This window comes from Thiohalophilus thiocyanatoxydans, assembly GCF_004366735.1.
Lineage (GTDB): Bacteria > Pseudomonadota > Gammaproteobacteria > UBA6429 > Thiohalophilaceae > Thiohalophilus > Thiohalophilus thiocyanatoxydans.
Window position 1 is genome coordinate 669,421 of record NZ_SOQX01000001.1, and the last position, 13,352, is coordinate 682,772.

Annotated in this window: 10 protein-coding genes; 5 read left to right on the forward strand and 5 right to left on the reverse strand. The window is 58.1% G+C overall.

Annotated elements, in window-relative coordinates; genetic code table 11:
• Positions 1-262 precede the first annotated feature (262 nt).
• The 4 genes from fliB (at position 263) to EDC23_RS03195 (ending at position 7,338) form a co-directional block, all read left to right on the forward strand.
• On the forward strand, positions 263-1,432 hold the full coding sequence (gene fliB, locus EDC23_RS03180; protein WP_134081045.1) for a flagellin lysine-N-methylase: 1,170 nt from the start codon (positions 263-265) through the stop codon (positions 1,430-1,432).
• A gap of 363 nt (positions 1,433-1,795) precedes the next feature.
• A complete protein-coding gene (locus EDC23_RS03185) occupies positions 1,796-2,452 on the forward strand; it encodes a YqaA family protein (RefSeq protein WP_134081047.1) in 657 nt (218 codons plus the stop codon).
• A gap of 524 nt (positions 2,453-2,976) precedes the next feature.
• The gene (locus tag EDC23_RS03190; RefSeq protein ID WP_134081049.1) at positions 2,977-6,846 is read left to right on the forward strand and encodes a DUF3683 domain-containing protein; all 3,870 of its coding nucleotides are present in this window, start codon (positions 2,977-2,979) and stop codon (positions 6,844-6,846) included.
• Between the two features lie 285 nt (positions 6,847-7,131).
• A complete protein-coding gene (locus EDC23_RS03195) occupies positions 7,132-7,338 on the forward strand; it encodes an acetyltransferase (protein ID WP_134081051.1) in 207 nt (68 codons plus the stop codon).
• Positions 7,339-7,646: 308 nt separating this feature from the next.
• Here the strand turns inward: EDC23_RS03195 and EDC23_RS03200 are convergent, their stop codons facing one another.
• The 4 genes from EDC23_RS03200 to rpiA all read right to left on the reverse strand — a co-directional run bounded on the left by EDC23_RS03200 (position 7,647) and on the right by rpiA (position 10,622).
• Positions 7,647-8,375, reverse strand: coding sequence for a DsrE family protein (locus EDC23_RS03200; protein ID WP_134081053.1), 729 nt, complete (start codon positions 8,373-8,375; stop codon positions 7,647-7,649).
• Positions 8,372-8,923, reverse strand: coding sequence for an RNA polymerase sigma factor (locus EDC23_RS03205; protein WP_134081055.1), 552 nt, complete (start codon positions 8,921-8,923; stop codon positions 8,372-8,374). The genes EDC23_RS03200 and EDC23_RS03205 overlap by 4 nt, the downstream gene beginning before the upstream one ends.
• A 791-nt stretch (positions 8,924-9,714) precedes the next feature.
• Positions 9,715-9,915, reverse strand: coding sequence for a DUF2905 domain-containing protein (locus tag EDC23_RS03210; protein WP_134081057.1), 201 nt, complete (start codon positions 9,913-9,915; stop codon positions 9,715-9,717).
• 50 nt (positions 9,916-9,965) lie between these two features.
• Complete coding sequence (gene rpiA / locus EDC23_RS03215; protein ID WP_134081059.1) at positions 9,966-10,622, reverse strand: ribose-5-phosphate isomerase RpiA; 657 nt, start codon at positions 10,620-10,622, stop codon at positions 9,966-9,968.
• A gap of 131 nt (positions 10,623-10,753) precedes the next feature.
• On the opposite strand from rpiA, the gene ilvA reads away from it, so the two are divergent.
• Entirely contained in the window at positions 10,754-12,295 is a 1,542-nt protein-coding gene (gene ilvA, locus EDC23_RS03220) for a threonine ammonia-lyase, biosynthetic (protein ID WP_279585914.1), read from the forward strand.
• A gap of 244 nt (positions 12,296-12,539) precedes the next feature.
• Here the strand turns inward: ilvA and EDC23_RS14405 are convergent, their stop codons facing one another.
• Positions 12,540-12,902 carry a hypothetical protein gene (locus EDC23_RS14405; protein ID WP_208321270.1) on the reverse strand — a complete coding sequence of 121 codons (363 nt, stop codon included), beginning with the start codon at positions 12,900-12,902 and terminating at the stop codon, positions 12,540-12,542.
• Positions 12,903-13,352: the final 450 nt, after the last annotated feature.

A 13,352-nucleotide genomic window follows, 5' to 3' on the forward strand; every position in this document is an offset into this window, starting at 1 on the left:
ATGGCGTACAGGAATGTACTCACACCCGGAACACGCAAGTTTTTCGGTGGAATGGTCTTTGTCGCGAGAGGTATGGATGTCGCAAGCGACGCCGGCCTTTGAACGAAATAAAAGGCGCGGATTACCAGTGAAGGCGGTCGGACCAGGTTGTGCGATAATGCGTTATAATTTCGCAGCCGGCTAAACTGTTGTCATATGACATGTTGTTCCCGGTGCCCGTCAGATGGGAGGGTGCATGAATGTCGAGGGGAAGGGAGGCGATATGAAGTTTGTCGTTCTTGAAAAATTTGAATGCGCAGCCGGTGATTGTCCCGATGACTGCTGTCATGGCTGGCGCATCGATGTGGACCCGTCGACACTGGCCGGCTGGCGGGACCTGCCGCAGACGGCATTGACCCGCAAGATGCAGGCCGCCTTGCAGGAAGAAGCCGGTGAGTCTTATTTACAACGCCGTGACGATGGCTGCTGCACGTTTCTGGCTGACGGTTTGTGCGAGATACAGAAGCAGTTTGGCCACGAGACCCTCCCCCGGACCTGCCGTGAATACCCTCGGGTCAGCGTCGGCCGGGCCAGTTCGCCGGTGGCCTCCGCTTATCTCTCCTGCCCGGAGGTGGTTCGCTTGTTGCTTGAACTGCCACCGGACACAGCGTTATTCACGTCGACGGACTCAACCGCGGAACAGGCGACACCATCCCGGTTTGATCCCCACTATGCGGAAAAATTGCTTGATCGGTTTATCGCCACTCTGCTGGACGATTCACAGGTGATGCCGGGCGAAGTGCTCTATCAGATTGCGATAACCCTGTCCGGGTTGCTGTCCAGAGACACGTTTGACCAGACACTCGGCCAGCTTGAAAAGTTGCAGGACGATGCGGTTGAAACGCAAAAACTGGTCGCGAAAACCCGCAAGGCCTTTCGCAACCGTCAACTGAACGTCAATCGGGAACAGGCCGGTCATTTTTGGCATGCCGTGATGACGCTATGCCGGGTCTGCCGTGAGCCGGACTGGCTGGAGGCGGTAAGTCGGTCCGGGCTGGAACTGACAGGCGGGGAGGCGAATGCCCCGCGAAAGGTTTATGCCAATGTCACTGAACTGTGGAGACGGTCCAACACGCTGGCACCATCATTGCAGGCCGGAATAAAGCGTTATCTGCAGGTCAAACTGGTCAATCACGGTTTCCCGATGGCGGTACATCGGAATCAACTGGTCAGCACCTTCCTGGAGTGCGCGATTGCAACAATGCAGATTATCTACCTGTCAAGATTGCACGGATTGGATAAAGACCCGACCCGGTCGGATCTGAGCCAGATAATCTACAAGGTCGAGCGTGCCATGGTGCATAACGATGTTATCGAAGAGGTTCTGAACCGGCAGCCCGAGCTGCTGCATTCACTCGGGAGCTATGCGCCGGTATTTCTTGGGGATCATTAGCATTTCGGGTTACCCGGTTAATAATGCGTGGAACACATCCGGTAGTTGAAAGGAAAAAGAAGCTGGTTTCCAGTCACGAGTAACCAGGGGCCGGGCTTTACTGCTTTGCACTAATCTGTCCAATACCACGCTATCGGATCAAGCAGGTAGGCCCGATATAGCACCCTTCGGGTAGCAACTCTGCGGTATCGGACCCTTTTCAGGGGTGCCGGACACCGGCTCATAACAGGGACGAGTTACGAGGGCCGAGTGACGAGGAAAACACAACACATAAGGTGCGGTTCTCGTACCATTGTTCTGCTAACTGCTAACTGCTAACTGCTAACTGCTAACTGCTAACTGCTAACTGCTAACTGCCAACTGATGACTGATTTAACGTCATGGTCGCTGTTCCTCAGCGCCTTCCTCTCTTCCACACTGCTCCCCGGCGGCTCCGAAGCGGTGCTGGCGTACCTGACCCGGGCGCAGGGACATGAGCTCTGGTGGCTGCTGGCCGTGGCGTCCGTGGGCAATACGCTGGGCGGGATGACGTCATGGCTGGTGGGGCGGGTTATCGCGATCCGTTATCCGCCTATTGCCAGTGACGAGGTGCGAGGGACGAGTAACGAGGATTCATCAGATCACCTCCCCCTGACCCCCTCCTTGGAGGAGGGGGAAAACTCGCCGGGCAGTTCAACCATTCCCTCCCCTTCAAGGGGAGGGTCAGGGTGGGGTGATAAGCATCAAACCGCAGCGACCGATGATTCGGAGTTGATGGTGCGTGGAACGCACCCTGCCGAAGCGACGGAAGCGCGGGTTTTTCCTCGTCCCTCGCCACTCGTACCTCGTCCCTCACCAAAGGCGTTGGAACGGCTTCGCCGCCGGGGCGCGCCGATCCTGTTATTGTCCTGGCTGCCGATCATCGGTGATCCCTTGTGTGTGGCGGCGGGATGGCTGCGGATTCACTGGCTGCTCAGCCTGGTGTTAATCGGGATCGGCAAGACAGCCCGTTATGCGGTGGTGGTGTTTGTGTTTATGTAGTGCGGTGATTCGGGGTTGACGGTGCGTGAGACGCTCCCTACGGCTGATGGGCAGGGATGTTTTACCTCGTCACTCGGCCCTCGTAACTCGTCACTGCCCGTAGTGGTAGGCCGGACTGAGTACCCTTCGGGCATAAACTCCGCGGTGTCCGGCATCTCGAAAAATGCCCGATACCGCTTCGCTATATCGGGCCTATCTGCTTCGTGTCTTCGTGGTAAGAAATCGTTCGATAGATAGAATGTCAGGTAGCGCTACGCGCAACCTGACCTACGCTTGCACTCAGCACTCAGCACTCAGCACTCAGCAGCCAGATCGCCGGACACCGCTTCGCTATGTCCGGCCTACATGTTTTGTTCGAAAGCTGCCAACTGCCATCTGCCGACTGCCAACTTTGTTAATCCATAACCTCCTGAATCCAAGGGCATTATGTCCCGATTGCCTGTTACGCCCTCTCCGGGCGCATGTTAGAATAGGCATCTCCCGCGGTGCACCCGCTCTCTCAAAACCCCTTTAAAATCAATTATATGACTGAACGAATACGCGAGATCCCGTACAACTACACTTCGTTTTCCGATAAAGAAATCGTGATCCGGCTGCTGGGCGAGGAGGCCTGGCAGGTGTTGAACAAGCTGCGCGCGGAGCGGGTGACCGGTCGCTCGGCGCGAATGCTGTTCGAGATCCTCGGGGATATGTGGGTGGTGACGCGCAATCCGTTCATTCAGGACGATCTGTTGACCAACCGCAAGCGTCGTGAGTCGCTGATCCGGGCGCTGTATCATCGCCTTGACGGTATCGCCGAGCGTGCGGCGGGGAATGCGCTGACCGAGGAGCTGATCGGCAAGACCCGGGCGGCGATCCATGAACTGGAGACGTGGTTTGGGGAGCAGAACAGTCTGCGCAAGAAAGTGTACAAGCGCCTGGTCAAGATCACGCACAAGGACAACATCGCCTTCGACGGTCTGGCGCGGGTGTCGCATGTCACCGACGCTTCCGACTGGCGGGTGGAGTACCCGCTGGTGGTGATCAATCCCGACAGCGAAGCCGAAGTGCAGCAGGTGGTCGCCGCCTGTCTGGAGCTGGGAGTCGGCATGATTCCGCGCGGCGGCGGCACCGGGTATACCGGTGGGGCGGTGCCGTTACAGCCCGACTGCGCGGTGATCAATACCGAAAAGCTCGAGGGACTGGGAACGATTGGTTCACAGACGCTCGTCGTCGAAGGTGAGCAGGGCGAGCAGCCGGTACCGGTGGTGCGCGCCGAGGCCGGGGTGGTGACCAAGCGGGTCTCGGACCTGGCCGAAGCGGGCGGCTATGTGTTCGCGGTGGATCCCACCTCGCAGGATGCCTCCTGCATCGGTGGCAACATCGCCATGAACGCCGGCGGCAAGAAGGCCGTCATGTGGGGCACGACCCTGGATAACCTGGTCTCCTGGCGCATGGTGACGCCGGATGCCAAGTGGCTGGAGGTGCAGCGGCTCAACTTCAACCTGGGCAAGATTCACGAGCAGGAGGAGGTGGCGTTTCGCATCAGCCGCTTCGAGTGCGACGGCGAGACGCCCTGTGGCGAGCCGGAAGTGTTGCGTATTCGGGGGGAGCATCTGCGCAAGCTGGGCCTCGGCAAGGATGTGACCAACAAATTTTTGAGCGGTTTGCCGGGCATTCAGAAGGAGGGCTGCGACGGGATCATCACCTCGGCGGTCTTTACCCTGCATCGCATGCCGCAGTTTATCCGCACCGTCTGCCTGGAGTTCTTCGGCGTGGATCTGCGCAAGGCGGTCCCGGCGATTGTCGAGACCAAGGATTATCTGGACGGTCTGGCGGAAGTGAATCTGGCCGGCATGGAGCATCTGGATGAGCGCTATGTGCGCGCCGTCAACTACACCACCAAGGCGCCGCGTCAGGATCTGCCCAAGATGGTGTTGTTGATCGATGTGGCCGGCAACGACGAGGAGACGGTCGCCCGGGCTGCCTCGCACGTGGTATCACTGGCCAACGCACGCGAGGCCGAAGGCTTTGTCGCGGTCAGTCCCGAGGCGCGCCGGCGCTTCTGGGCGGATCGGGCGCGCACCGCGGCCATCGCCTCGCACACCAACGCCTTCAAGATTAACGAGGACGTGGTGATCCCGCTGCCCCGGCTGGCTGAATACAACGACGGCATCGAACGTCTCAACATCGAGCTGTCGACCCGGAACAAGATCCGCATGATCGATGCCGTGCTGGCGTACCTCGATTCGGAAATGCCCGAGCTGCATCCGATCCGCGCCGGGGAGGTGCCCGACGCCGAGGAGAGCGAGGAGAGCGAGGCGATCATCGCGGCGAAAAAACATGCCGCGCGCGAGCTGCTCAGCGAAGTCAAACGCCGCTGGGCGGCGATCCTGACCCATCTGGATGCGCCCGCGCAGGACCACCCCGAGCTGTGGCAGACCCCCAGGGTTGTCGAGGCCGAGGCCGGGGACACCCTGTTCACCCTGCTGCAGAAGCGGCTGATCCGCATCTCCTATCGCAAGCAGGTGGAGCAGCCGCTCAAGGATATCTTCTCCGGCCACGAGCTGCAGGCGGTGCGCGCGCGACTGGACGAGATTCACAAGGACATCCGCTCCAGCCGCCTGTTTGTCGCCACTCACATGCACGCCGGCGACGGCAACGTGCATACCAACATACCGGTCAACTCCAACGATTATGTCATGCTGCGCGAGGCCGACGAAGTGGTCGAGCGGATCATGCAGCTGGCCGGCGATCTGGGCGGGGTGATCTCCGGTGAGCACGGCATCGGCATTACCAAGATGCAGTTTCTCGATAGCAATACGGTCGAGGCGTTTGCCAGTTACAAGCAGCAGGTCGATCCCGGCTCGGTCTTCAATCCCGGCAAGCTGATGGCCGGCTCGGGGCTGAGCAACGCCTACACGCCGTCACTGCGCCTGGTGGAACAGGAGGCGTTGATCCTGGAGGCCAGCGATCTGGGCGAGCTCAACACCATGGTCAAGGACTGCCTGCGCTGCGGCAAGTGCAAGCCGGTGTGCAACACCCATATCCCGCGCGCCAACATGCTCTATTCGCCGCGCAACAAGATCCTCGCCAGCGGCCTGATTATCGAGGCGTTCCTCTACGAGGAGCAGACCCGGCGCGGGATCTCCACGCGCCATTTCGACGAGATGAACGACGTGGCCGATCACTGCACCGTCTGTCACAAGTGCCTTAACCCCTGTCCGGTGGACATCGACTTCGGCGATGTCTCGGTCACCATGCGCAACATTCTGCGCAAGCAGGGCGAGAAGCATTTCAATCCCGGCACCTGGTTCTCGATGATCTTTTTGAACATCACCGATCCCCATGCCATCAAGCTGTTTCGCAAGCTGTTCATCGAGTGGGGCTACAAGGCGCAGGCCATCGCCTCGCACCTGGCCCGCAAGCTGCGTATCGACAGTAATAAGAAGCTACCGCGCGCCACCACCGGCAAGACCGGCGCTGTGGAACAGGTGGTTCACTTCATGAAAAAACCGATGCCGGGCAACCTGCCGTCGCGCACCACCCGTGCCATGCTCGGAATCGAGGATGACAAGGTGGTGCCGATCCTGCGCGATCCGCAAAAGCAGGATGACGACAGCGAGGCGGTTTTCTACTTTCCCGGCTGCGGCTCCGAGCGATTGTTCAGCCAGGTCGGACTGGCGACCCTGGCCATGTTGTATGACACCGGTGTGCAGACCGTGCTGCCGCCCGGTTATCTGTGTTGCGGTTATCCGCAGACCTCCGGCGGCGACGAGAAGAAGGGGCACGAGATTTCGGTGGACAACCAGGTGCTGTTCCATCGCGTGGCCAACACACTGAACTACCTGGATATCAAGACGGTGATCGTCTCCTGCGGCACCTGCATGGATCAGCTGCTCAAGTACCAGTTCGAGAAGATCTTCCCCGGCTGCCGCCTGCTGGATATTCACGAGTTTCTGATGGAGAAGGGCGTCAAGCTGGAGAACCTCACCGGCAAGCAGTACATGTACCACGACCCGTGCCACACGCCGATGAAACACTACAACCCGGTCAAGGTCGCGACCAACCTGATGGGCCAGGACGTGAGCCTCTCAGACCGCTGCTGCGGCGAGGCCGGTACCATGGCCATGGCACGCCCCGACATCTCCACCCAGGTGCGCTACCGCAAGCAGGAAGAGCTGCAAAACGGTCTCGAGCAGATGATCGGCAAGCGTTACAACGATCAGAGCGAAGTGAAGATGCTCACCTCCTGCCCCGCCTGCCAGCAGGGCCTCTCCCGCTACGCCGAGGACACCGGCATCCAGACCGACTATATCGTGGTCGAGATGGCCAACCACCTGCTCGGCGAGAACTGGCAGGACCAGTTCATCAAACGGGCCACGGATCGGGGGATCGAGCGGGTTCTTCTTTAGGGCGGAGTTGGCAGTTGGCAGTCGGCAGTTCGCAGCGTTAGCAGGTAGGCCCGATATAGCGAAGCGGTATCGGGCATTTTTCGCTATAAGGACAAGCGCCTTGGACCGAAGCTCTCCAGAAGCACCTTCGGCGTGACAGGCTGTGCGGTTGGCAGAAGCCATCGCGGCAAAGCCGCTCCTACCTCATAATTTCACTGCCAACTGCCAACTGCCAACTGCCAACTGCCAACTCGCCCCTATCGTCTATACTTTGCGGACAAGCCATCAAAGCAGGAGTCAGGGCGTATGTATCTCAAAGACAGGCGTAACGGTGATCTGGTGGAGATACTCGATCTGGGGGCGCTGTTCGACCCTTTCGAGGCCAGCGTCAGCGGTCGTTTTCACGCCGGTGAGGAGATGCAGGACACGCAGTCCTTCACCAAGCAGGAACTGATCTTTCCCTCCGGCGAGGCGCTGCCCCGATGCTGGGTGGATGCCAACTATAAACAGTGACGAGGGACGAGTTACGAGGGACGAGGAAAAGCACTTCATCACCACAGGTTGTAGGAGCGCCGTTGGCGCGACAGAAAAAGAAGTGGGCAGATAGCAGTCGCAGTTGGCAGCGTTAGACCGCGAGCAGGCGCTCCCGGCGTCCTGTGCACGCAGGCCGAGTCACGACGAACGAGAGTGGCGAAGGTTTGTAGGAGGGGCTTTCAGCCGCGACAGGTCTTGCCAAGTAGACAGGGTTATCGCGGAACAGCCGCGTTCCTGTGGTCTGTCGGACAAGGCCTTCCTCGTTACTCGTCCCTCGGCCCTGTTTTTTAGATTCTGAGATACGTCCACCCTTCCCGCTGACGCAGCAGTGCTTCCTGCATGGCGGAGGGGATGATGTCGACATCGGGCAGTAATTCGATACTCATGCCGTTTTCTTCTTCATAGCGGTTCAGCGCGATGCGGCAAGCCATGAAACGGACATTCTGGTATTGGCTGTTCAGAGTATTGACGCGCTTGGCGTAGGCCGTATTGTTCTCCTGCAGGAGTTTCAGACCCTCGCCGTTGGCCATGATCTCGATGCGCAACTTGCGTTCTTTGTTGCGCGAGGTGCGCAGCAGGTATTCCGCCTCGTCCAGTACGGTCTGGAGTCGCGAGGGATCGTCGGAGTTGACGTGCAGCATCAGCTTCAATTCGTCGTCCGGTTGCGGCTCGGCGGCGACCTGGGCGGACTGGGCCATTTCGAACAGGGAGGCCGGGCGCTTGAAGGTGTCGTGGCTGAACCAGCCGATACTCAGTCCCAGGCCCAGAATCAGCAGCGCCGAGGCGGTCTGGGCAAAATAGATCGGCCAGCGTCGATGGGCCTGGCGTGCATCCTGTTCGCTGGCGACATTGTGATAGGCCAGTTGGACCATATCCTGGACTTTTTGCAGTTTGCAGACCCGCTCGGCCAGTTGTTGATCGCGGCGCAGCTCCTCGAGCAGCAGACTCCGCTCTTCCGAGTCGAGCTGATTATCCAGATAGGCGTTCAGATGCTCGTCGGAAAAACGGGAGTTCATACGACCCTCCTGATTGAGGTGACGTTGTCGTGGGATTCGGGGTGGAACTCCAGCAGCTTATCGGCCAGGCCCCGGCGTGCCCGACAGAGACGGCTCATGACGGTGCCGATGGGAATTTCCAGAATCTCGGCGACTTCGGCGTAACTGCAGCCTTCCAGATCGATCAGGGTCAGGACATGACGCTGCCCCTCGGGCAGCTGTGATACCGCGCCGCGCACCTTGTCGACGATGTTCTGTTGTTCGTGGTGGTGCTCGGGGGTCTGCTCGTCGGCCAGCACCTGGTTGTCCACGTCGTCCATGTCGCGGTTACTGCGGTAATGGTCACGCCAGCAGTTACGCAGGATGCCGAAGGACCAGCTTTTCAGCGCCTCGGGATCTTTCAGCTGGGCGACATTTTTCAGGGCCTTGGCCAGGGCTTCCTGGGTCAGGTCATCGGCCAGGGTCGGATTGCTGGTCCAGGAATAGGCCAGCCGATAAAGCTGCGGGCGCAGGGCTTCCAGCCGTTCCTTTATATGATGGTGTCGAGAAAAAAAATTCAGCGGATTCATAACAACGTGATTCCGGTTAGGCAAGGGAGGTGGAATTCTAGCATGATGACGAGGAGCGGCAAATCCTGACGAGCCGTTTTCGCCGGGTTATCAATAGTTTAGAAAAGTCTAATATATTAATGTGAAATTTTTTTGCAATTCGATGGAATAAAACGGGGCGCGGATCGTCTCCTGTATGTGCGTCATCTGATTAAGTGGAGGAGGACGCCAAATCTCCCATGTGAAGCAGGAAGAATAAAAACAACACGGATGCTACAACAATAAAGGCAAGGCAGAGTCACGGGGTAGGCAAGGCCCCACGGCTCGAGTTTCTGGGGGCAACCACTGACAGCCTGAATAATCCGCACCGATTGGTCAGGCTGTCAGTGCCCAGTATTTCCTATCCCCGCCGGTTTCTCCCGGACTGACTTCAAACTTTTCTCTGATATTTCGTGTACGCTCTATGGTTCCAGTTACTAGGTGCTAGGTGCTAGGTGCTAGGTGCTAGGTTCTAGGTTCTAGTAAAAGCTTGATGGTCGCAAGTCTGTAGGAGCGCCTTTGGCGCGAGAGATCGTGCGGCCGGCCAGGCTGTCGCGGCTGAAAGCCCCTCCCACGCACTTATCGGACAACGCGGTTATACTTGCCACTCAGCACTCAGCACTCAGCACTCAGCACTCAGCACTCAGCACTCAGCACTCAGCACGTAGGCCGGACATAGCGAAGCGGTGTCCGGCAACCCGAAAAATGCCCGATACCGCGGAGTTTATGCCCGCAGGGTGCTATATCGGGCCTACCTGACGCAGCACTTTGTTTTATTTCCTGAAAAACCAGAGAATCACACTGATCACGATACTGATGATGATGGCGCTGGTGACGGGGAAATAGAACCGCACGTTCTCCTTCTCGACATAAATATCCCCCGGCAACCGGAACAGCCCGAGCCTGGACAACCACGGCCAGAGTATCCCGGCGATGAGCAGGACAATGCCGATGATGATGAGAGTGCGTTGCATAAACAGATACTAGGTTCTAGCTGCTAGTCGCTAGTAACTGACGATGGAATTTATTCCATCGTCTTGACGCCATCTTTGGTCCCCAGAAGCAGCACGTCGGCCGGGCGCATGGCGAACAGGCCGTTGGTGACGACGCCGGTGAGGTTGTTGAGGGTCTGCTCCAGCTTGACGGCTTCCATGATCTCGAGGTTGTGTACATCGAGGATGATGTTGCCGTTGTCGGTGGTAAAGTCCTGGCGCAGTTCCGGTTCGCCGCCGAGTTTGACGATCTCGCGGGCCACCAGGCTGCGGGCCATGGGGATCACCTCGACCGGCAGCGGGAAGGCGCCGAGCACACCGACCAGCTTGGATTCGTCGGCGATACAGACGAATTTCTTGCTGGCGGCAGCGACGATTTTTTCGCGGGTCAGTGCGCCGCCACCGCCTTTGATCAGCTGCAGATGCTCGTTGGCCTCGTCGGCGCCGTCCACATAGACGGAAATCCCGTCCACGGCATTCAGGTCGTAGACGGGGATGCCGTGTCCCTTGAGCCGTTCGGCGCTGGCCACCGAGCTGGCGACGGTGCCGTCGATCTTGCCCTTGATTTTGGCCAGCTCGTCGATGAACAAATTGGCGGTCGATCCGGTACCCACCCCGATAATAGTGCCCGGTACCACATATTCGATGGCGGCCTGGGCGACGAGTCGTTTCAATTCATCCTGTGTCATCTGTCAATACTCCTTGGGGGCCGTGTTTTCGGACCGGCGACGTTGTTGAACGGGTAATAGGTCATTATATTAGGCATTCCGGTCTGGTATCCACAACCGGAGGCCAAAAAGTCACCAGTTTGGTCAGGCCCATAAAACAGCAGAAGACTATGACCCAGCAATATGTCGACATGATCAATGCCGCGCCGGTTTACGATGTGGCCATCCACTCGCCGCTGGATCCGGCGCCCCGTCTGAGCGAGCGTCTGGCCAATACGGTGCTGCTCAAGCGCGAGGATCTGCAGCAGGTCTTCTCGTTCAAGCTGCGCGGTGCCTATAACCGGATTATTCACCTCTCCGAGGCGGAGCGCCGCTGCGGGGTAATCGCCGCTTCCGCCGGAAATCATGCCCAGGGCGTCGCGCTGGCGGCGCAACGTCTGGGTATCGAGGCGACCATCGTCATGCCCAGGACCACGCCGGAAATCAAGCAGCATGCGGTCAAATCGCTGGGCGCCACGACCGTCTTGCACGGCAATGCCTATGACGACGCCTATCGCCATGCCATGGAGCTGGTCGAGAAACAGGGTCTGACCTTTATCCATCCCTACGATGACCCGCTGGTGATCGCCGGCCAGGGCACGATTGGCAAAGAGCTGCTGGCCCAGCGCGAATCGATCGACGCGATCTTCGTGCCGGTAGGCGGCGGCGGCCTGATCGCCGGGATCGCGGCGTATGTGAAGACCCTGCGTCCGGCGATCAAAATCATTGGCGTGGAACCGGAAGATGCGCCGAGCATGTTCAGTGCCCTGCGCGATGACGAACGGGTGCGACTCGACCAGGTGGGCATATTCGCCGATGGCGTGGCGGTGCGCCAGGTGGGTGAGGAGCCGTTTCGTCTGGCGCGCGACTATGTGGACGAGGTAATTCTGGTTACCACCGACGAGATCTGCGCGGCGATCAAGGACATCTTCGATGACACCCGCTCGATCACCGAACCGGCCGGCGCCCTGGCGGTGGCCGGGCTGAAAAAGTACGTGGGGGAAAAATCGGTTCAGGGCCAGACCCTGATCGCCGTCGACAGCGGGGCCAATATGAACTTCGATCGCCTGCGGCATGTGGCCGAACGGGCCGAACTGGGTGAGCGCCGCGAGCTGCTGTTTGCCGCGACCATTCCCGAGCGTCCGGGCAGCTTTCGCAAATTCTGCGAGGCGATCGGCACACGGGGCATTACCGAGTTCAACTACCGCTACGCCGATCCGAGCCAGGCGCATATTTTTGTCGGAGTGCAGCTGCACGGCGGCGAGTCGGAGAAGCAGGCGCTGTTCGGACAACTGGACACGGCCGGCTATCCCTATATGGATATGACCGACAACGAGATGGCCAAGCTGCACATCCGCTATATGGTCGGCGGCCGGGTCGACGGGGTGGAACACGAGTGCCTCTACCGCTTCGAATTCCCCGAGCGCCCCGGCGCACTGCTGCGTTTTCTCAATCACATGGGCGCGCACTGGAACATCAGCCTGTTCCACTACCGCAACCACGGTGCCGACTACGGCCGGGTCCTGGTTGGCATGCAGGTCCCGCCCGACGAGGAGCCCATGCTGCAACGCTTCCTCGACGAGATTGGGTATCGCTACTGGGATGAGACCGATAATCCCGCCAATGCCCTGTTCCTTTCAGGAACAGGGCAGTGACGAGGAAAATCGGCACGTAACCTCGTTGATCGTAGGAGCGGCTTTGGCGCGAGAGACTTTGCCAACCGCATGGCCTGTCGCGCCAAAGGCGCTCCTACAGGTCCTCGATCCAGGGTGATTTTCCTCGTCACTCGTCCCTCGTACCTCGGCCCTTTTTTTGGCCAGCGGCCAAAAAAAAGGGGGCTACCGTCGCCGGTAACCCCCGATTTTCCCGGGATTTTTCCCGTTCTACAGCCGATGTCGCCTATTTTTTCTTGCGACGGGCTGTTTTCTTCTTGGTTTTTTTCTTGGCCACCTTCTTCTTGGCGACTTTCTTTTTCGCCTTTTTCTTGGCGACTTTCTTCTTGGCCTTCTTCTTGGCTACCTTCTTCTTAGCCTTTTTCTTGGCCACCTTCTTCTTGGCCTTCTTCTTGGCTACCTTCTTCTTAGCCTTTTTCTTGGCGACCTTCTTCTTGGCCTTCTTCTTGGCTACCTTCTTCTTAGCCTTTTTCTTGGCAACCTTCTTCTTGGTTGCGCGTTTCTTAGCGACTTTTTTCTTCGCTACCTTTTTGCGAGAAGCGGTTTTCTTCTTCGCGACTTTCTTCTTGGCTTTTTTCTTCGTTGCCATAGTTAACAACCCTCCAGAGTTGAGCACTGAGTTTAGCAGAGTATAGCCAACTAAAATAAAAATGCTAGTAATGCAATTAATTTTTTGCCGTTAGCGCTTGTATTGTATGAATTTCAGCTTTGATACGCCAGATTTCCGGTTTGTATAACGGCTGAAGGGAAAATTTTTAGTTGCGGAAGGAAAATTTTGCCTACGAAGAGGGGGCTTAGGCAAGAATTTTTGTTTTTGTGTTGCGGATCGGTCATTGAAAGCGCTGATCGTGATGCGTTGACCGGCTGATACACGTCTCAAACACGATCAAAGCGGTTGTTCGACGTTGTTCAGTGCCAATTTAGCGTTGAATTTTTACAATGGCCCGAAAATTTTGCTTGTGAAAGGCTCTGACGTGGCTTATGAGTTAAAAAATTTTAGAGATCCTGCCCCACCGTCTGGTGTTAGCAAGCCGTGAGT

What these genes read in the sequence shown, in the direction of transcription:
- fliB (WP_134081045.1), top strand. Translation starts at nt 263, where the DNA reads ATGAAGTTTGTCGTTCTTGAAAAATTTGAATGCGCAGCCGGTGATTGT.
- EDC23_RS03185 (WP_134081047.1), top strand. Translation starts at nt 1,796, where the DNA reads ATGACTGATTTAACGTCATGGTCGCTGTTCCTCAGCGCCTTCCTCTCT.
- EDC23_RS03190 (WP_134081049.1), top strand. Translation starts at nt 2,977, where the DNA reads ATGACTGAACGAATACGCGAGATCCCGTACAACTACACTTCGTTTTCC.
- EDC23_RS03195 (WP_134081051.1), top strand. Translation starts at nt 7,132, where the DNA reads ATGTATCTCAAAGACAGGCGTAACGGTGATCTGGTGGAGATACTCGAT.
- EDC23_RS03200 (WP_134081053.1), bottom strand. Translation starts at nt 8,375, where the DNA reads ATGAACTCCCGTTTTTCCGACGAGCATCTGAACGCCTATCTGGATAAT.
- EDC23_RS03205 (WP_134081055.1), bottom strand. Translation starts at nt 8,923, where the DNA reads ATGAATCCGCTGAATTTTTTTTCTCGACACCATCATATAAAGGAACGG.
- EDC23_RS03210 (WP_134081057.1), bottom strand. Translation starts at nt 9,915, where the DNA reads ATGCAACGCACTCTCATCATCATCGGCATTGTCCTGCTCATCGCCGGG.
- rpiA (WP_134081059.1), bottom strand. Translation starts at nt 10,622, where the DNA reads ATGACACAGGATGAATTGAAACGACTCGTCGCCCAGGCCGCCATCGAA.
- EDC23_RS14405 (WP_208321270.1), bottom strand. Translation starts at nt 12,902, where the DNA reads ATGGCAACGAAGAAAAAAGCCAAGAAGAAAGTCGCGAAGAAGAAAACC.